Annotated in this window: 13 protein-coding genes and 1 tRNA gene; 11 read left to right on the top strand and 3 right to left on the bottom strand. The window is 73.0% G+C overall.

The annotated features are described in order from the left end of the window. Positions 1-3: 3 nt before the first annotated feature. Positions 4-1530 (bottom strand): MFS transporter, encoded by a 1527-nt coding sequence (locus tag EQG70_RS14160; RefSeq protein WP_109268642.1) that lies wholly within the window; start codon positions 1528-1530, stop codon positions 4-6. A gap of 160 nt (positions 1531-1690) precedes the next feature. Between EQG70_RS14160 and EQG70_RS14155 the strand changes: the two genes are divergently transcribed. The 6 genes from EQG70_RS14155 to EQG70_RS18190 all read left to right on the top strand — a co-directional run bounded on the left by EQG70_RS14155 (position 1691) and on the right by EQG70_RS18190 (position 10921). After that, on the top strand, positions 1691-3487 hold the full coding sequence (locus EQG70_RS14155; protein WP_109268643.1) for an AMP-binding protein: 1797 nt from the start codon (positions 1691-1693) through the stop codon (positions 3485-3487). Positions 3488-4064: 577 nt separating this feature from the next. After that, positions 4065-6251 (top strand): RecQ family ATP-dependent DNA helicase, encoded by a 2187-nt coding sequence (locus tag EQG70_RS14150; RefSeq protein WP_109268644.1) that lies wholly within the window; start codon positions 4065-4067, stop codon positions 6249-6251. Between the two features lie 54 nt (positions 6252-6305). Then, positions 6306-7421 carry a glycosyltransferase family 2 protein gene (locus tag EQG70_RS14145; RefSeq protein WP_109268645.1) on the top strand — a complete coding sequence of 372 codons (1116 nt, stop codon included), beginning with the start codon at positions 6306-6308 and terminating at the stop codon, positions 7419-7421. 500 nt (positions 7422-7921) lie between these two features. Further along, on the top strand, positions 7922-9169 hold the full coding sequence (locus tag EQG70_RS14140) for an IS256 family transposase (RefSeq protein WP_109223276.1): 1248 nt from the start codon (positions 7922-7924) through the stop codon (positions 9167-9169). A gap of 120 nt (positions 9170-9289) precedes the next feature. Continuing rightward, a complete protein-coding gene (locus tag EQG70_RS14135; protein WP_109269403.1) occupies positions 9290-10648 on the top strand; it encodes a glycosyltransferase family 39 protein in 1359 nt (452 codons plus the stop codon). Between the two features lie 99 nt (positions 10649-10747). Further along, positions 10748-10921, top strand: a complete 174-nt coding sequence (locus tag EQG70_RS18190; protein WP_170122266.1) for a hypothetical protein — start codon at positions 10748-10750, stop codon at positions 10919-10921. A gap of 12 nt (positions 10922-10933) precedes the next feature. On the opposite strand, the gene EQG70_RS14130 is transcribed toward EQG70_RS18190, so the two are convergent. Next, complete coding sequence (locus tag EQG70_RS14130) at positions 10934-12400, bottom strand: lipopolysaccharide biosynthesis protein (protein WP_017831995.1); 1467 nt, start codon at positions 12398-12400, stop codon at positions 10934-10936. A gap of 229 nt (positions 12401-12629) precedes the next feature. On the opposite strand from EQG70_RS14130, the gene EQG70_RS14125 reads away from it, so the two are divergent. From EQG70_RS14125 to EQG70_RS14110, 4 genes are all read left to right on the top strand, one after another. Next, positions 12630-13730, top strand: a complete 1101-nt coding sequence (locus tag EQG70_RS14125) for a glycosyltransferase (protein ID WP_241975672.1) — start codon at positions 12630-12632, stop codon at positions 13728-13730. Positions 13731-13792: 62 nt separating this feature from the next. Continuing rightward, positions 13793-13881: transfer RNA gene (locus EQG70_RS14120), tRNA-Ser, on the top strand. 171 nt (positions 13882-14052) lie between these two features. After that, complete coding sequence (locus EQG70_RS14115; protein ID WP_017831992.1) at positions 14053-14475, top strand: spore germination protein GerW family protein; 423 nt, start codon at positions 14053-14055, stop codon at positions 14473-14475. A 12-nt stretch (positions 14476-14487) separates the two neighbouring features. After that, the gene (locus EQG70_RS14110) at positions 14488-14898 is read left to right on the top strand and encodes a phage holin family protein (protein ID WP_017831991.1); all 411 of its coding nucleotides are present in this window, start codon (positions 14488-14490) and stop codon (positions 14896-14898) included. Positions 14899-14911: 13 nt separating this feature from the next. Here EQG70_RS14110 and EQG70_RS14105 read toward each other — a convergent pair whose 3' ends face one another. Further along, the gene (locus EQG70_RS14105) at positions 14912-17029 is read right to left on the bottom strand and encodes a prolyl oligopeptidase family serine peptidase (RefSeq protein ID WP_109269401.1); all 2118 of its coding nucleotides are present in this window, start codon (positions 17027-17029) and stop codon (positions 14912-14914) included. A gap of 64 nt (positions 17030-17093) precedes the next feature. Between EQG70_RS14105 and EQG70_RS14100 the strand changes: the two genes are divergently transcribed. Then, the gene (locus tag EQG70_RS14100; protein ID WP_051063701.1) at positions 17094-19058 is read left to right on the top strand and encodes an FAD/NAD(P)-binding protein; all 1965 of its coding nucleotides are present in this window, start codon (positions 17094-17096) and stop codon (positions 19056-19058) included. Positions 19059-19070: the final 12 nt, after the last annotated feature.

Genomic DNA, 19070 nt, shown 5'->3' with positions numbered 1-19070 from the left:
CCGCTACCGGCGCCGGAGCCGCGGGACCCGGCGCAGCAGCAGGCTCACGGCCACGGCGGTCCCGGCCAGCAGGGCCGCGCCGATCCCGGCCGACAGGTGCACGCCGGCCTCGAAGGCCGCCACGGACGAGGCCAGCAGCTCCCCGGACGCGTCCGGGCCGAGGGCCGCGGCGACGTCGACCGCCCCGCCGACGGTCTCGGACGCGGTGGCGGCCTGCCCGGGGTCCAGGCCCGGCGGGACCTCCACCCGGGCGGCGTAGGTCGCGGTCACGGCCGTGCCCAGGACGGCCACGCCCAGCCCGGCCCCCAGCTCGTAGGCGGTCTCCGAGATCGCGGAGGCGGCGCCGGCCTGCTCGGAGGCCACCTCGGTGAGAATCAGGTCCCCCGCGATCGTCTGAGCCGCGCCGGAGCCCAGCCCGATGACCACGAGGGCCACCACGAGCACGGCCCCGCCGGAGAGGTCCCCGAGCAGGACGAGCAGGAAGCCCGAGGCCATGACCAGCAGCCCGCCGCCGAGCACGAGCGCGGGGGGCACGACGCCGACCACGTGCACCACCAGCAGCCCCGAGACGATCGTGACCACGGCCCCCGGCAGCAGGGCCAGGCCCGCCTCCAGGGGCGGCAGGCCCTCCACCAGCTGCAGGTACTGGGAGACGAAGAACAGGAAGCCGATGAAGGTGGTCGAGGCCACCAGGTTGTTCAGCAGCCCGCCGGTGAACGGGGCGTGGCGGAACAGCCGCAGGTCCAGCATCGGCACCGGGCTGCGCAGCTGGCGGCGCACGAACAGCGTCCCGGCGGTCACGGCCAGCACCGCGGCCGCCAGCACGCCGGCGGACGGGCCGTGGCCGCCGAGGTCCTTGATGCCGTGGACCAGCGCCACCATGGCGGTCATGATCAGCGCGGCGCTGGGCACGTCCACCGGGCCCGGCGCCGGGTTGCGGGACTCCGGCACCAGCACCGGCGCCAGGACCAGCAGCGGCAGCAGCACCGGGACCGCCAGGAGGAACACGGAGCCCCACCAGAAGTGCTGGAGCAGGAACCCGCCCACGACCGGCCCCAGGATCCCGCCCGCCGAGAAGCCCGTGGCCCACACCGCGATGGCCGCCCGCCGCTGCGTCGGGTCGTGGAAGATGTTGCGCAGCAGGGACAGGGTCGCGGGCATCAGCATCGAGCCGAAGAGTCCCAGCAGCGCCCGCGCGGCGACGAGGGCCTCCCCGGTCGGGGCGAACGCGGCGAGCGCGGACACCGCCGCGAAGCCCGTGCTCCCCACGAGCAGCAGCCGGCGGCGGCCCACCCGGTCCCCGAGGGCGCCCATGGGCACGAGCAGCCCGGCGAGCACCAGCGGATAGGCGTCCACCATCCACAGCAGCTGCGTGCCGGTGGGGCGCAGCTCGCGGGAGATCTCCGGCAGCGCGAAGTTCAGCACCGTGTTGTCCACCGAGATCAGCAGCACCGGCAGCATCAGGACCACGAGGGCGGCCCACTCGCGGGCGCCGGCGCGGACCGGGACGTCGGGTGCCGGGGACAGCATGGCGGGACGGGCTCCTTCCGGGCGGGGGTGCGGCCCCCATCCTTCCAGAGCCGGCACCGGGCCCGCCCCCGGGACGGGGGAGGGGCGCCGCACTAGACTGCACGGGATGGCCCGCCGGACGGTTCCGTCCGGCCCGCAGCGACAACCATGGAGGTCCCCGATGGCCGAGCCGGTCCCCACCAGTGCGACGTCCGACGCCGCCCCCGGCGTCTCCGAGCAGTACGAGGCGGCACGGGACCGCGTCCTGGCGCTGCGCGAGGACTACGACCGGGCCCGCGAGGAGTTCCGCTGGCCCCGGATGGAGCACTTCAACTACGCCCTGGACTGGTTCGACCACGTCGCCCGGGACCCGGAGCGCGGGGCCCGGGACGCGCTGTGGATCGTCGAGGAGGACGGCACGGAGCTCCGGCGGACCTTCCGGGAGCTCGCCGGGTCCTCGGCGCGCACCGCGAACTGGCTGCGGGGCCTGGGGGTGCGGCGCGGCGACCGCGTGCTGCTCATGCTCGGCAACCAGCTCGAGCTGTGGGAGACCCAGCTCGCCGGCATGAAGCTGGGCGCGCCCCTGATCCCGACCGCCGTGATGATGCCGCCGGCCGACCTGCTGGACCGGGTGCAGCGCGGCAAGGTCTCGTGGGTCGTCACGGACGCCGCCAACGCCCCCAAGTTCGCGGGCGTCGACGGCGACTACGAGCTCGTCGTCGTCGGTGCCGCCGCGGAGGTGGAGGCGGCGCGCGCACAGCTGCCCGGCCGTCCCGTGCACCCGTACGAGCAGGCCGCGGACGCGGACGCCGTCTTCGTCCCGGAGGGCGTCACGCGCTCCCGCGACCCCCTGCTGCTGTACTTCACCTCCGGCACCACGTCCCAGGCCAAGCTCGTGGAGCACACCCACGCCTCCTACTCCTTCGGGCACCTGTCCACGGTCTACTGGATGGGCCTGCGCCCCGGGGACGTCCACCTGAACATCGCCTCGCCGGGGTGGGGCAAGCACTCGTGGTCCAACTTCTTCGCCCCGTGGATCGCGGAGGCCACCGTGTTCGTCCACAACCAGTCCCGCTTCGACGCGGCGGGTCTCCTGGAGCAGATGGGCCGGGCCGGGGTGACGAGCTTCTGCGCGCCGCCCACGGTGTGGCGGATGCTCATCCAGGCGGACCTGCACCGCGTGCAGGACCCGCCGACGTCCGCCGTCTCCGCCGGCGAGCCGCTCAACCCCGAGGTGATCCGCCGGGTGCAGGACGCCTGGGGCGTGACCATCCGGGACGGCTACGGGCAGACGGAGACCACGCTGCAGATCGCCAACACCCCCGGGCAGCCGGTGGTGCCGGGGGCCATGGGCCGGCCCCTGCCGGGCTTCGTCGTCGACCTCTTCGACCCGCAGACGGGCGCACCCGCCGAGGAGGGGGAGATCTGCCTGAGGGTCGACGACGACCCGCCCGGGATCATGGCCGGCTACATCGACGAGCCCGAGCGCACGGCCGAGGTCGTCAAGGACGGCTGGTACCACACGCGCGACATCGCCCGCCGCGACGAGCACGGCGTCTACACGTACGTGGGCCGCACCGACGACGTGTTCAAGGCCTCCGACTACCGGATCTCCCCGTTCGAGCTGGAGTCCGTGCTCATCGAGCACCCCGCGGTGGCCGAGGCCGCCGTGGTCCCGGCGCCGGACCCGGTCCGGCACGCGGTGCCGAAGGCCTACCTGGTGCTCGCCGCCGGCGCGGAGCCCACCCGGGAGCTCGCCGGGGAGATCCTGCGCTTCGCCCGGGAGAACCTCGCCCCCTACAAGCGGGTGCGCCGGGTGGAGTTCACGGACCTGCCCAAGACCATCTCCGGCAAGATCCGCCGGGTGGTGCTGCGCGAGCGGGAGGAGGCCGCGGACCGCTCCGGCCCCGCGACGCCCGGGGCCGACGGGTACGGCGTCGAGTACACGGAGGCCGACTTCCCGGGGCTGCGCGGCTGAGCGCCCGCAATGTGACGCCGCGCACGGCGCCCTGCGTGCGCCCAACGGGGGACGCCGAGGGCCCCGGATGTCCCCACTTCGTGCCACGCCCGCCGCCCCCGAATACCCACCGGTAGCGAAAAGCCGCCACAGAACCCTCTGTTGACTAGTGCAAATAGATGAATCTGTCTGGATGTCCCCCGGATCGAATGTGACTTCACGGGCCGTGACAGGTCACAGAAACCCTGCCACCATGGTGGCAATTGGTTCACCCGATGGGGCGGAACCAACCGATCCGCCGGGGGGCGGATCGACTGCGGTTCATCGGGGGATGGGCCGCGTGCACGCAGGCATCGGGGGGTGCCGGTGCAACCGGTTCATCGGGGGGTGAACCGAATGGGAGCACCGCTGGGGGGCGGTACTCCCGCCAGGCGAGTCTCTGCTCGCCACCGGCCGTCAGGCCGGTCGATGCGCCCGCTGCGGGGGCCATCCGTTCGACGGATGGGCAGCGGGCGCATCGCTCTGTCCGGGCCCCGTCGCCACTGCACGCCCCGCCCTCCGGTCGGGCGGCGTCGGGGGGCCCTGGAAGACTGGGGCCATGACGACTTCCCCGGCCCACGACATCGCCGCCCACGACACCGCGCCGGACCCGGCCCTGCACGAGGACGCGCTCCACCTGCTGCGCGCGCTCACCGGCCGGCCGGACGCCGCCTTCCACCCCGGGCAGTTCGAGGCGGTCGAGGCCCTCGTGGGGCGCGGCCGGCGGGCCCTGGTGGTGCAGCGGACCGGCTGGGGCAAGTCCGCGGTCTACTTCCTCTCCGCCCTGCTCCTGCGGGCCCGGGGCCGCGGGCCCACCCTGATCGTCTCCCCGCTGCTGGCCCTCATGCGGGACCAGGTCTCCGCCGCCGCCCGCGCGGGGGTCCGGGCGGCGGCCATCAACTCCGCCAACGCCACCGAGTGGGGGCAGATCGCCGCGCAGCTGGAGGCCGACGAGCTCGACGTCCTGCTGGTCTCCCCGGAGCGGCTCAACAACCCCGTGTTCCGCGAGCAGCAGCTGCCGCAGCTGGTCGCCCGGCTCGGGCTGCTCGTGGTGGACGAGGCGCACTGCATCTCCGACTGGGGCCACGACTTCCGCCCCGACTACCGGCGCATCCGCGACCTCATCGCCCGGCTCCCGGAGCAGGTCCCCGTCCTGGCCACGACCGCCACCGCGAACGAGCGCGTGGTCGCCGACGTCGAGGAGCAGCTGGGCGTGCGGCCCGGCGGCAGCAGCACGGGGGAGGTCTTCACCCTCCGCGGCCCGCTCTCCCGGGCGTCCCTGCGCCTCGGCGTGCTGGACCTGCCCTCGGCCACGGCCCGCCTAGCCTGGCTGCTCGAGCACGTCGGGTCCCTCCCGGGCAGCGGGATCATCTACGCGCTGACCGTGGGGGCCGCCGAGGACACGGCCCAGGCGCTCGCCGACGCCGGGATCCCCGTGCGCGCCTACACCGGGCGCACCGACCAGGGCGAGCGTGAGGAGCTCGAGGCCGCCCTCAAGGAGAACAGGGTCAAGGCCCTCGTGGCCACCTCCGCGCTCGGCATGGGCTTCGACAAGCCGGACCTCGGCTTCGTGGTGCACCTGGGGGCGCCGTCCTCGCCCGTGGCCTACTACCAGCAGGTGGGCCGTGCGGGCCGCGCCACGGACAACGCGGACGTCCTGCTGCTGCCGGGCACCGAGGACCGCCGGATCTGGGAGTACTTCGCCACCTCGTCGATGCCCACCGAGCAGAAGGCCGCCGCCGTCCTGGACGAGCTGGGGGCCGCGGGCGGCGCCCTGTCCGTGGCCGTGCTGGAGTCCCGCGTGGACGTCCGGCGCAGCCCGCTCGAGCTGCTCCTGAAGGTGCTCGCCGTCGAGGGCGCGGTGGAGCGCGTGCAAGGTGGCTGGCAGAGCACGGGCGTGCCGTGGCGCTACGACGCCGAGCGCTACGGCCGGATCGCCGCGGCACGGGTGGCCGAGCAGAACGCCATGCTCGAGTACGAGCGCACCACCGGGTGCCGCATGGAGTTCCTCGCCCGGCAGCTCGACGACGCCACGGCCGAGCCCTGCGGGCGCTGCGACAGCTGCGCCGGCCCCTGGTACCCCACGACCGTCGACGAGTCCGCCACCGACTCCGCGGGCGCCGCCCTGACCCGCGTGGGCGTCGTGGTGGAGCCGCGCGCCCAGTGGCCCACCGGGATGCCGCGCCTCGGGGTCGAGGTCAAGGGCCGGATCCCCGAGGAGGAGCGCTGCGCCGAGGGCCGGGCACTCGCCCGGCTCACGGACCTCGGCTGGGGCAACCGGCTGCGCGAGGTGTTCCGCACCGACGAGGAGGGCGCGCCGGTCGACGGACCGGTGGACCCCGCCCTCGGCCGGGCGTGCGTCCAGGTGCTCGCCGAGTGGGGCTGGTCGGACCGGCCCGCGGCCGTCGTCTCGATCCCGTCCCGCTCGCGCCCCCGGCTCGTGCGCTCCCTGGCGGAGGGCATGGCCGAGGTCGGGCACCTGCCCTATCTGGGTGAGCTGGAGGTCCCCGAGGGCTTCCCGTCCGGCGGGCACGGCGGCAACAGCGCGTACCGCCTCGCGGCCCTGTGGGAGAAGTTCCGGGTGCCCCCCGAGCTCGCGGAGGGGCTGGACCGGCTCGGGGGGCGCCCGGTGCTGCTGGTCGACGACCTCGTGGACAGCCGCTGGACGCTCGCCGTGGCCGCCCGCGCGCTGCGCCGGGCCGGCTCCGGGCCCGTGCTGCCGTTCGTCCTGGCCTCCCAGGGCTGAGCCGCGGACCGCGCCGGGCGGGCCGCCCCGGCGCGGTCTTGTACGCTGGCCTGCGTGTCCTCTGCCCCCACGCCGCTCGTCGACGTCATCATCCCGGTGCACACCACCGCCCGGCCCGTGGACCGGGCCGTCGGCTCCGTGCTGGCCGGGGGGCTCCCGGTCGGCGACCACGGCGGGGTGCACATCACGGTGGTGTGCCACAACGTCGAGGCGGCACTGATCCGCGACCGCCTCGCGGCGGAGCACCGTCCGCTCGTCGAGCTGCTGGAGTGCTTCGACGGCACCGGCAACCCGGCCGGGCCCCGCAACCTCGCCCTGGAGCGCTCCCGCGCCCGGTACGTGTCCTTCGTGGACAGTGACGACACCCTCGCCCCCGGGGCCCTCGCGGCCTGGACGGCGACCGCCGAACGCCACGGCTCGGCGGCGGTGCTCCCGCGGCTGGTCAAGGACTCCGGCCGGCCGGTGCGCACCCCCGTGCCGCGGCCCTTCCGCCGCGCGGACCTCGACCCGGTCAAGGACCGGCTCGCCTACCGGACCCACGTCTTCGGGCTGCTCCGCCGGGAGCTCCTGGTGGACCGCGGGGTCCGCTTCAACGGCCGGTACGCCACCGGGGAGGACCAGGAGCTGGTGGCCCGGGCCTGGTTCGGCGACGGGCGGGTCGACCTCGCGCCCCGCGGCGCCGGCTACCTCCTGCGGGAGGGGGCCGCCGACCGGATCAGTGCCGCGCCCCGGCCCCTGACGGACGACCTCGCCGCGGCGACCGACCTGCTCGGCGGCTCCTGGTACGCCGGGCTGTCCGTGGAGCAGCGGACGGCGATCGCCGCCAAGATCCTCCGAGTCCAGGTCTTCGGCGCGGTCCGCGGAGGACGCCCACCAGGTGGGGAGCCTGCTCGAGCTGGTCAGGTCGCGCGCCCCCCGGGCGCTCGCCGTGCTGTCCTGCGCGGACCGGGAGGTCCTGGACCTCGTCGTCCGGCGGGGGGCGACGGCGGAGGCCATCCTCCGGGTGGACAACGCCCGTCGCCGCTTCGGCTGGCCCAGCACCCTGCTCACCCGGGACCCGCGCAGGGTCCTGCACCGCGAGGCCCCCCTGCGGTTCATGGTGGCTTCCGCGATTTGTGGTGGCACCCTCCTATGGTGGAAGCAGTGATCCTCCCCTTCGAAGACGGGTAAGGGTCAGGAAGTGCATCTGCGGTCGCCTGCAACCCTCCCGTCGGGGAAGCCGACCGAAGATGACTGCTGAAACTCGTCGTCCCCGTTACGACGGACGGAAAGGGCCGAGGGCGCGCGATTTCTTCTCCGAGGACCGAGTAGTCCTCCGGGCTGGAGGCTGCGTCGCGTCCGGTGATGGCGCGAGCGCGACCGTGCCTCTCGTGGGCGTTGTTGCTGAAGGGTCAAGGTCAATTTCTGCGGTCACGAAAGGCTGGGTGTGAAGAACTACATGCTGTCATCAGGAGTGTCTGTGGGCCGGGCAGGAAACTCTAAGGCCACTGGTCGATGGGATCGTCAGGAGATGACGCGTGCGATCCGACAATGTGCGACGAGCGGCACTAGTTGAGCCCCCGATAGTGGTGTAGCGCGGTGGCCCTGCTCGTCGTTGCGGACGAGGGCGCGGCCACCGTGAGATCTTTCGAGTTCACCTCTCACAGCACCCTCGAAAGGACATCATCACGATGACCGCTCCTCACATTGTCGACCCCACCGGCCTGCTCGGTGAAGCCCTGTCCGAAGCCTCGCCGGATCTGATGCGCAACCTGCTGCAGACGGTGATCAACGCGCTGCTCTCCGCCGACGCGGACGCGGTGGTCGGCGCCGAGTGGGGCCGACCCGCTCCCGAGCGGGTAACCCAGCGCAACGGCTACCGCCACCGCGACCTCGACACCCGCGTGGGCACGATCGACGTAGCCGTCCCGAAACTGCGGGCCGGCACCTACTTCCCGGAGTGGTTGCTGGAGCGCCGCAAGCGGGCCGAGTCCGCGCTGATCACCGTGGTCGCCGACTGCTACCTCGCCGGGGTCTCGACCCGCCGGATGGACAAGCTGGTGAAGACCCTTGGGATCAACGCCCTGTCGAAGTCCCAGGTCTCAAGGATGGCCGGTGACCTCGACGAGCACGTGGAGTCCTTCCGCCACCGGCCCCTCGGGGACGTCGGGCCGTTCACCTTCGTCGCCGCCGACGCACTGACGATGAAAGTCCGCGAGGGCGGGCGCGTGGTGAACGCGGTCGTGCTCCTGGCCACCGGGGTCAACGGTGACGGCCACCGTGAGGTCCTGGGCATGCGGGTGGCCACGGCCGAGACCGGGGCGGCCTGGAACGAGTTCTTCGCCGATCTGGTGGCCCGCGGCCTGGGCGGGGTCCGCCTGGTCACCAGTGACGCCCACGCCGGGCTCAAGGACGCGATCGCGGCGAACCTGCCCGGGGCGTCCTGGCAGAGGTGCCGCACCCACTACGCGGCCAATCTCATGTCGATTTGCCCGAAGTCCATGTGGCCGGCCGTCAAAGCCATGCTCCACAGCGTCTACGACCAGCCCGACGCGACAGCCGTGAACGCCCAGTTCGACCGGTTGCTGGACTACGTCGCCGAGAAGCTGCCCGCGGTGGCTGAATACCTGGCCGATGCCCGTGAGGACATCCTCGCGTTCACGAACTTCCCCAAGGACGTCTGGGCCCAGATCTGGTCCAACAACCCAGCTGAGCGGCTGAACCGGGAGATCCGGCGCCGGACCGACGCGGTCGGGATCTTCCCCAACCGGCAAGCCATCGTCCGCCTCGTGGGAGCCGTGCTGGCCGAGCAGACCGACGAGTGGGCCGAAGGCCGCCGCTATCTCGGCCTCGAGGTCCTCACCCGCTGCCGGCTCACCACCGTCGCGGACACCGGAAGCGAGGTGACCACCGACCCCCTGACCGCGCTCACAGCCTGACCCTTACACGAAAGATCGCTACACCACTCCAGGGGGCTTGACCGCGGCACTGTGCGGCCCGCATTGATCGGTGCAGCACTCACTTTGGTCGTGGCCCTAGTGGGAATTGCCCGACCCTCCGTGTGGTTCGACGAGGCGGCGACCATCTCCGCGGTCGATCGTGGATTCGGTTCCTACGTGGAGCTCATTTCGGCGGTCGACGCAGTGCACGGATTGTATTACCTGGTGATGATGCCCTGGGTCCAGGTCTTTGGTATCTCTGCACTGTCGATCCGCGCGCCATCTGCGCTTGTGCTGGCTGCCTGTGCGTTCTTCACGGTGAAGCTCACCATGCACTACACGGGCAAGGTGGATCGTGTGCGCGCGGTGCGAGCCGGATGGGCCGCTGCGTTGCTCTTCGCTGTGCTTCCCGGGCTTACATGGATGGGCCAGGACGCACGAGGATATCCCTTCGGGACGACCTGTGTGGTGCTGGGCCTCTGGTGCTACGAGCGTTGGTTGAGCACCAGGGACGACCGTTGGCTGGGTGCGTTCGTCGTCGCCCACACTGTCGGCATCTACTTCGTCCTCTACGCTGCCATGCTCGTTCCTCTGTACGTGGTGAGATCCTTTTGGCTCCACCGTGGTGCTGCCGCGCGGACATTTGCCGCCGCGTTAGCGATCGGCGCTGCCACACTGCCCTTGGTGTTCGCCGCGCTCCCTCAGCAGGGACAGGTCTCCTGGATCGGAAACACGGTTTCTGACGTCATGCGACGCGTGGCGACGAATCAATTCTTCATGGGGCAGCACAACAACGAGGCGCCCTGGTTCGAAACGCTCAAAGTCATGTCGTGGGCACTCTTTGCCCTGACGGTCGTGATCATCGTTGTGGGTCGGCGGGAACGAGGGGCACGGAGCAGCAGGATCTGGTTGCTGTCCTGGATCCTCTTTCCTGTCGCGATCCTGGTAGGCCTGCAGATGGCAGGCGGCCAGTTCTATGACGAACGCTATCTGGCCTTTACCGGCCCGGTTCTTGTGGTGCTGATCGCGATGTCGGTGACGCTGAATCGCCTTCCGCAGTCGGTTGGGCTCATCGCTCTAACCGTCATGGTATTGGCGTGCCTGCCGGCTGTTGCCGCCCAGCACGGAGAGGCAGCAAAATTCCGTTTCAATTACCAGGCAGCCGCCACTTTCCTAGGGTCCGCAGACACGATCTACTTCTTGGACCCATCGGCTCGGGGAATTCCTCTGGCATACCCGAAGCTAGTGGTCGCCCGGGAGCCCTTACTGGAATTCACGCCGGCCGAATCTGGAACGTTGTGGGGTGTTAGCCGACCGATCGACACGGTATTCGATGAGAAGCCGTCAGGTTCTGTGGCGATTGTGGACTACCGGAGCGGACGGTATGACGGCGTAGTGGCGCATTTCGTCTCCATCGGCTGCACACCGCTCGACACCTATGACGACACCCGTCACCGTGCAATCCTGCTCCGTTGCTGAAAGCAAAGTCGGAGTGTCTCGGATCCTCATACTGGATCGATCCGGCACATAATCGTCGCTCGACGGTGACGGACCGTCTCTCACTTGGTCAGCGTCGACATGAGCGACTGGATCTGCCCCGACGGCACGTGCTCGTCCCGGATCGGCAACCGCTGGGTCTACATGGACGACAACCACATGCCCCGCGACTACGTGGTCACGATGGTCCCGGCCTTCGCCGAGCAGTTCGACCAGCAGCTCGGGCAGCGGGCCCGGCCGCTGCCCGCGGGCTGAGCCGGAGCCGGCTCAGCGACGGAGCCGGGCGCCCGCGGCGCGCAGGGCCGGCCGCAGGTCCCGGGCGCTGAGCCCGGCCCAGACCGCGAGGAACACGGCGGTCGCCCCGAGCGCCGGCAGCACCCGGAAGTCGGGGCCGAGCACCTGCAGCGCGACCAGGATCATCGCGTAGCCGGCCACGATCCGCAGCAGGACCGTGCCCCACCGCATCCGGTCGAGCCGCCAGACCACCAGCAGCGGCAGCACCGCGCTCAGCAGCGAGCCCACGAGGTAGCCCACCGCGGAGGCGGTGATGCCGAGCTCCGGGCCCAGCAGGAGCATCGTCACCACGCCCACGACCAGACCCAGGCCGTTGGCGGCGGCGAGCACCTTGACCCCCCAGGGCTCGGTGCCGTTGAGCCGGGCGTTCGCGGCGTTGAAGCTGGTCGCCGAGACGGCCAGGAACAGCAGGACCAGCAGCGGCTCGGCCTCCGCGAACTCGGGGTCCCCGAAGTAGACCACCCGGAGCACCGGCTCCGCCCACAGGGCGCCCACGCCGAAGACCGGCAGGAACACCGTGACCATCGTCCGCAGGATCGTGTCCACCTGCCGGGTCAGGCCCGCGGTGTCCCCGGCGGCGTACATCCGGGCCACGCTGGGGGACAGCGCGGTGAGCATCGCCCCGGACAGCATGCTGGCGGGGGTGGCCAGGGACACCGCGGCGGCGTAGAGGCCGACCTCCGCCTTCGTGGCGAAGCTGTCGCCGATCACCAGGGACAGCTGCATCAGACCGCTCGCCGCCAGCAGGTGGGCCGATCCCCACGCGGTGAAGACCAGGATCTCCCGGCGCACCGCCGGGTCGAGGCGCGCCCCGGTGCGGCGGGGCCAGGAGGGCAGCGCGTAGACCGTGTAGCCGAGGATCAGGGGCAGCAGCAGGACCCAGTGCCAGCCGGCGAGCAGGACCAGCAGCAGCAGGGTGAGGGTGAGGAACGAGCTGATGGTGTCCCACGCCGTCGTGGTCACGAACTGGTTGTTGCCCGTGCGGACGCCGCGCACGAAGTTGTAGGCCGACAGGGAGAGCACGAGCAGGCCCGCCGAGAGCGCGAAGCCCCAGGAGAGCTCGAGCGCGAACGCGGCGTAGAGCACCGCCGAGACGGACAGCAGCGCCATGCCCGCGGACGCGCTGCTCGCGGTGAAGGAGGCCGTCGCCGCCTGCCCCTCGGGGTCCTGGCGGCCCCGGGCCATCGCGATGAACTTGGCGGCCCCCGTGCCCGAGGCCTGGGGCCACAGCAGGACGAGGAAGAGGGCCAGCGAGATCGTCAGGTTGACCTCGGCGAGCGCCTCCTGGCCCAGCAGGTTGCCCACCAGGACGCTGTAGCCGAAGCGGGACAGCCCCTGGACGAACACGGCCACCACGGTCAGCGCGAACGCCGACCCCAGGGGGTTGTCGGTGTTCGCGTGGTTGGGCGGCGGGAAGAGGATCGAGCGCAGCCGGGACATCAGGCGGCCGACCCGGGGGCTTGGCTGGTCATCGCGCCCGAGTCTACTCGCGCCCCGGCGCGGTGCCCGGAGCGCCCCGGCCGTGGCCCCGCCGATAGGGTGGCACCATGATCGCCGCCCCCACCCCGTCCAGCACAGTGCCCGGCACCGCGTCCGGCCCCCCGTCCGGCACCGCGCCCGACGCCGCCCCCGGTCGCACCGGCGCGGTAGGGGGCTGAGCGCCGTGCGCGTGCTCGTCGTCAGCACCTGGTACCCGTCGGGGGAGCGCCCCGGGGAGACGCCGTTCGTCCCCCGGCACGTGCGCGCCGCCGCCCGCCACCACGACGTCCGGGTGCTGCACCTGCGGCTGCTGCGCACCGGGCCGGCCGTCCCGGAGGAGTGGGACGGGGTGCCGGTGCTCCGGCTGCCCTTCCACCCCCTGCGCCCGCTCACGCTGCTGCGGGCGTACGCCGCGCTCCGCCGCCACCTGACCGGGGCGGACGTCCTGCACACCATGCCCTTCTCGGCGGCGCTCGTCTGCCTGCCGCTCGCAGGACGCCGCCCGTGGGTGCACACGGAGCACTGGAACGGCGTGCTCACCCCCGAGCAGAACGGGCCCGTGTGGCGGCTCCTCGCCGGGAGCCGCCGGATCCTGCGCGTCCCGGACCGTGTCACCGGCGTGAGCACCATGATGTGCGACGTGCTGCGCCGCTTCGCGCCGGCCGAGCGGGTGGAGCGGATCGGCAACGTGGTCGACCACGCCGCGCACGTCACGGACCCGCCGCGGGGGCACACCCTGGAGCTCGTCGCGGTCGGCGCCCTGCGCGAGATCAAGGACCCTCTCCTGGCCGTGGACACCGTGGCGTGGCTGCGCGCCGCCGGCCACGACGTCCGCCTCACCTGGTGCGGCTCCGGCGGCCTCGAGCAGGAGGTCCGGGAGCGGGCGCGCCGGCTCGGGGTGGGGGAGCGCGTGCAGCTCCTCGGCAGCGTGGGGGCGGACGAGGTGCAGCGGCGCCTGGCCGCCGCCGACGTGTTCCTGCTGCCCAGCCGGTCCGAGACGTTCTGCGTGGCGGCGGCCGAGGCCCTCGCCGCGGGCCGGCCGGTGGTCATGGGCGCCCTCGGCGGGCAGGGTGACTTCGTGCACCCGGGCAACGGGCGCCTCGTGGCCGAGCGCACCCCTGAGGCCTTCGGCGGCGCCGTGCTCGACGTCGTGGCGGATCCCGGCCTGCTGGGCCCGGAGGCCATGGCGGCGGAGATCCGCTCCGTCTACGGGTCCGAGCGGATCGGGGCGGACCTCGACCGGCTCTACCGCTCGGTGCTCGCCGGGCGGCACGGACGCCGTCGGCTTTGACCCCGTGCCCGGTCCTCCCTTAAGCTGGCCCGTGTTGTCCACCCGCGTGGTGGGCCACGGATGGAGACGTGCCAGAGCGGCCGAATGGACTTCACTGCTAATGAAGGGTCGGGGTTAAACTCGACCGGGGGTTCAAATCCCCCCGTCTCCGCGCTCGTGACGTCCCAGGACGTCGGAAACACCCCGGACCCGCGGTCCGGGGTGTTTCGCGTTCCGAGCCCGCGCCCGGGCCCGTCATCTGCGGCCGCCCCGTGACCGGGGGCCGGCGGCTTCCTAGACTGGGGCTCAGCGCGCCGCCGGCGCCCGAGCCCAGGAGGCCACCATGCCGGAGCAGGACCGTCCGCAGACCACGCCCGCCGCACCCGGTGCGCCCCGTCCCGCCCCCGCCTGGCGCGCCGGGCTCACGGACCGCTCCGTCCTCGAGGAGGCCGTCGACGCCGTGACGGTGCGCCGGGTCTTCGGGGAGGCGTACGAGGCGTACGGCACCACGGTCGTGCCCGTGGCCCGCGTCAGGGGCTGGGGCGGCGGTGGCGGGGGCTCGGGCGAGGAGAAGGACAGCTCGGGCAGCGGATCGGGCGTGGGCTACGGCGTGCACGCCGAGCCGGCCGGGGTCTACGTGGTCCGGGGGGACAGCGTCACGTGGCGGCCCGCCGTGGACGCGGGGCGGATCGCCCTCACCCTGGGCCTGGCGCTGTGCGGCGCGGCCGCGCTCGTGGGCTGGGCCGCCGTCACCCGCCGTTCCTGACAGGATGGGGCCATGTCCTTCCTGCTCCGTGTCCTCGTCAACGCGCTCGCCATCTGGGTGGCCGCCTGGATCCTGCCCGGGATGGGCATCGCGGCGGACCCGTCCGTCGTCTCGGCCGTCGGGGGCGAGACCACGGCGTCGGTCCTGGCCTACCTGTTCGTCGGCCTGGTCTTCGGCGCCGTGAACGCGGTCGTGCGGCCCGTGCTGACGATCCTGTCCCTGCCGATCACCTGCCTCACGCTGGGGCTGTTCGCCATCGTGGTCAACGCGGCGATGCTGTGGCTGACGTCCTGGCTGAGCTCCTTCACGCCGCTGCGGCTCGAGATCGACTCCTTCCTCTGGACGGCGGTGCTCGCCACCCTGATCATCGGGGTGGTGTCCCTCCTGATGGGCTGGGCCGTCCCGGACCGCGAGCGCCGCTGACCCGCGCCGGGGCTCAGCCCCGGTGCAGCGCCGTCCAGAGGAACTCGTGGGACAGCGCGTGCAGGCGGGCGGCCTGCTTGTTGTCGCCCGCGCCCGCGTGCCCGCCCTCGGTGGCCTCGTAGAACCACACGTTCTCGTAGCCCATGCCGAGCATCCGCGCGGCGGCCTTGCGCGCCTGGACGGGGCCCACGCGGTCGTCGCTCGTGGCGGTCCAGAACAGGACGTCCGGGTAGTCCCGCCCCTCCTCCAGCAGGTGGTACGGCGAGAACGTGCGGACGGACTCCCACTGCTCCGGGTCGTCCGGGTCGCCGTACTCCGCGATCCAGGAGTAGCCCGCGGACAGCTTCGTGTAGCGGCGCATGTCCAGCAGCGGCACCCCGCAGGAGATCGCCCCGAACAATTCGGGGTGCCCGGTGAGCATGTTGCCCACGAGCAGCCCGCCGTTGGAGCCGCCCGAGCACGCGAGCGTTCCCCGGGTGCACACCCCGCGGTTCTGCAGGTCCGCGGCGACGGCCGCGAAGTCCTCGTACGCCCGGTGCCGGTTCCCCTGCAGGGCGGCCCGGTGCCACGCGGGGCCGTACTCGCCGCCGCCGCGGATGTTGGCGAGGACGTAGACCCCGGACCGCCCGGCGTCGTCGGTGCGGGTCAGCCAGGACCGCCCGAGGGCCCCGGAGTAGGCGGGGGTCCGGGAGACCTCGAAGCCGCCGTAGCCGGAGAGCAGCGTCGGGTTCCGCCCGTCGAGGACCGGGTCGGCGGGGCCCACCTGGAAGTAGGGCACCCGGGTGCCGTCCGCCGAGACCGCGAAGTGCTGCTCGACCGAGAGCCCGGTCGTGTCGAAGAACGCGGGGGCGGTCCTCGCCACCCGCGGCGGGGCCGTCACCCCGCCGCGGGCCGGGAGGGTGCCGCGGGACACGGTGGTCGGGGTGAGGAAGCCGGTCGCCACGAGCCAGTAGTCGTTGCCCGCCTCCGGGTCCTCGTCGTCGACGGCGTAGGCGTCCACGCTGTGCAGGGCCGGCGCCCCGGGCAGCTCGGACGAGGTCCAGGGGCCCGGCTCGGCGACGCGGACCACCGAGGAGACGTCCCGCAGCAGGTTGAGGATCAGCCGGTCGGCCGTCCAGGACCAGGACTGCAGCGACGTGCGCGCGTCCGGGACGAACACGGCGGTCACGGAGCGGTCCCCGGCCAGGAACGCCTCGAGCTCGGCCACGAGCAGGCACCCGGCCGGGTGCACGGTCCCGTCCAGCTCGAGCTCCTCCTGCGGGCGCAGCAGCAGCCACTGACGGTGCAGGTCCACCGTCACCGAGTCGGGGACGTCGACGTGCACGAGCTCCTCCTCCCGCACCAGGTAGGTCCGGGAGGCGAAGAAGTCGGCCACGTCCACGGCCACGTCCCGGACGAAGCCCGGGGTGTGGTCCCGCACGAGCACCGCCTGCACGTGGTCCTCGGCCACCTCGAACACCTGCCGGGCCTCGGCGAGGTCCTGCCCGCGTCGCAGGACGCGCACGGTGCGGGGGTAGGAGGAGGTGGTCATCGAGCCGGGGCCGAAGTCGGTGCCCACGTGCAGGGTGTCGGCGTCCACCCACGTCACGGTGGACTTCGCCGTGGGGACGTCGAAGCCGCCGGGCACGAACCGGCGCTCGTCGAGGTCGAACTCGCGCACCCGCTTCGCGTCGCCGCCGTCGGGGGAGAGGCTGAGCAGCGCCCGCCGGTGCCGCCCGCCGGTGTACTGCGGGCGCAGCAGCCGGGCCCCGCCCCAGACCCAGTCGACGCCCTCCACGGCGGCCAGCGCGTCGACGTCGAGCAGGACCTCCCACTCGGTGTCCCCGCCGAGCCAGGACTCCCACGTGGTGCGGCGGAAGACGCCGCGGGGGTGCTCGGCGTCGCGCCAGAAGTTGTAGTAGTGCGGCCCGTGCTTGGCGACCATGGGGATCCGCTCGGTCGAGTCCATGACCGCGAGCACGTCGGCCTCGAGGCGGCGCAGCCGCGGGCTCTCGAGCGCCGCCAGGGTGCGGGCGTTCTGCCCGGCGACCCACTCCAGGGGCGCGTCCCCCGTGATCTCCTCCAGCCACAGGTTCTCGTCGTGCGGCTGCTCGGCGGTCGGGCGGGCGGCGGTCTGCGCGGTCTCGGTCATGTCCGCCATCGTAGGCGCAGCCCCGTGCCCGTGGCCCGGCGGGCGGGTCGATATCCTGAGGGCCATGAGCGCAACGGGCAGGCCAGGATCCGAACGACGTGTCACGGTGATCGGGGCGGGCCCGCGCGGGCTCTCGGCCGTGGAGCGGCTCGCGGCCCGCGCCGCGGCCTCGGGCGCCCGGGTGCGCATCGACGTCGTCGACCCCTTCCCGCCCGGTCCGGGGCACGTGTGGCGGACGAACCAGTCCCCGCTGTACCTCATGAACACGCCCTCGGTGTTCCCCACGGTGATCGCCGACGACGGCGTGCTGCCCGTGGACCCGCTCGAGCCGCTGCGGAACATGAGCTTCGAGCACTGGCGGCTCGCCGCCGTGGCGGGGACCATCGCCGTGGACCCCGACGACGCCGCGCACCTGACCCGGATGACGCCCCAGTCCTATCCGTCCCGGCGGATGTACGGGGTCTACCTCTCCTGGATCTTCCGCACGCTGCAGGACGCCCTCCCCGCCACCGTGCAGCTCGCCGTGCACCGGGCCGAGGCCGTGGGCGTGCACGTGCGGGAGCACGCCCGGCACCGCTACGACGTGGAGATCAGCGGCGGGCAGAACCTCCCGGCGGACGCCGTGGTGCTCGCCCTGGGCCACCTCGACGCCGACCTGCGCCCCGACCAGCGGGAGCTCGTGGACGGCGCCGCCGAGCTCGGGCTGACCTACTGGCCGCCCGCCGTGCCCGCCGACGTGCACTGGGACGACCTGCCCGCCGGGCGCACCGTGCTGGTGCGCGGCATGGGCCTGAACTTCTGCGACGTCCTGGCCCAGGTCACCGAGGGCCGCGGCGGGATCTACACCCAGGACGGGGAGCGCTACGTCTACCACCCCTCGGGGCGGGAGCCCGTGATCGTGGCCGGCTCCCGCCGCGGCGCCCCGTACCGCTCCAAGGCGGTGCTCGAGGGCTACTACGCCGGCTCCCTCGTCACCCGGTTCTTCACCCTCGACGCCGTGCGGGCGCTCGCGGCGCGGGCGGAGGGACCGCTGTCCTTCGGGACGGACCTCTATCCGCTGATCCGCAAGGACGCCCAGTGGAACTACTACTCCGTCCTGGCGCGGACCGCCCCGGACGCCTTCGAGACCGACCCGCAGGAGTTCCTGGCGCGCTTCGACGCCGTGCTCGGCACCGGCGACGACCACCCCGAGGGGCCCTGGACCTCCCGGGCCGAGCGGCTCATCGCGTCCGCGGTGGTCCCGGGACGGCAGCTCAACGCCCTCCGGCTGGCCCGCCCCTTCGAGGGGCTCAGCTTCGGCTCCCACGACGAGTACGCGGCGGCCCTGGTCCACCACCTGGACCGGGACGTGCACGGCGCGCTGGCCGGCGAGGACGACCCGCTGCAGATGGCCGTCGCCTCGCTCAACGCCGCGCGCACCGTGCTCAAGGCCGTGCTGGCGGACCTCGGGATCAGCGACGCCTCCTGGACCGACGAGCTGCGGCGCACGTTCGAGCCCTTCGTGGAGGGGCTCGCCTCCGGGCCGCCGGTGCTGCGGAACCAGCAGCTGGCGGCGCTGGCCCGTGCCGGCGTGGTGCGCTTCCTGGGCCCGGACCCGCAGTTCCTCGTGGACGAGGAGGAGGGCCGGTTCGTGGCGAGCTCCCCCTGGGTCAAGGACGAGCCCTTCCGCGCCGAGCACCTCGTGGAGGCCATGTCCCCGCCCAACGACGTCCGGCGCAACATCTCCCCGCTGCTGTCCGCGATGCACCGGGAGGGCCTGGTGCGGGTCCGGGCCATGGAGACCCGGGACGGCGTCGCGACCGTGCCCGGCACCGGGCTGGACGTCACCCGGCCCCCGTACCGGGCCGTGCGCGTCGACGGCGGCGTGGAGCCCGGCGTCCTCGTGCTCGGCCTGCAGCTCTCGGCCGTCCAGTGGGGCGTGGCGATCGCCGCGGAGGCCGGGGCGTCCGCGGAGCTGGGTGCCCGGACCCTGGCGGACGCCGACCGCATCGCCGCGGCGGTGCTGGGCCCGGCCCCGGCACGCGACTGACCCCGGGGGCAC

Origin of the sequence: Kocuria rosea (assembly GCF_006094695.1) — a bacterium.
In the GTDB taxonomy this organism is placed as follows: domain Bacteria; phylum Actinomycetota; class Actinomycetes; order Actinomycetales; family Micrococcaceae; genus Kocuria; species Kocuria rosea.
The sequence above is the reverse complement of the archived record's forward strand: the minus strand, read 5'-3'. Positions and strand labels throughout refer to the sequence as shown.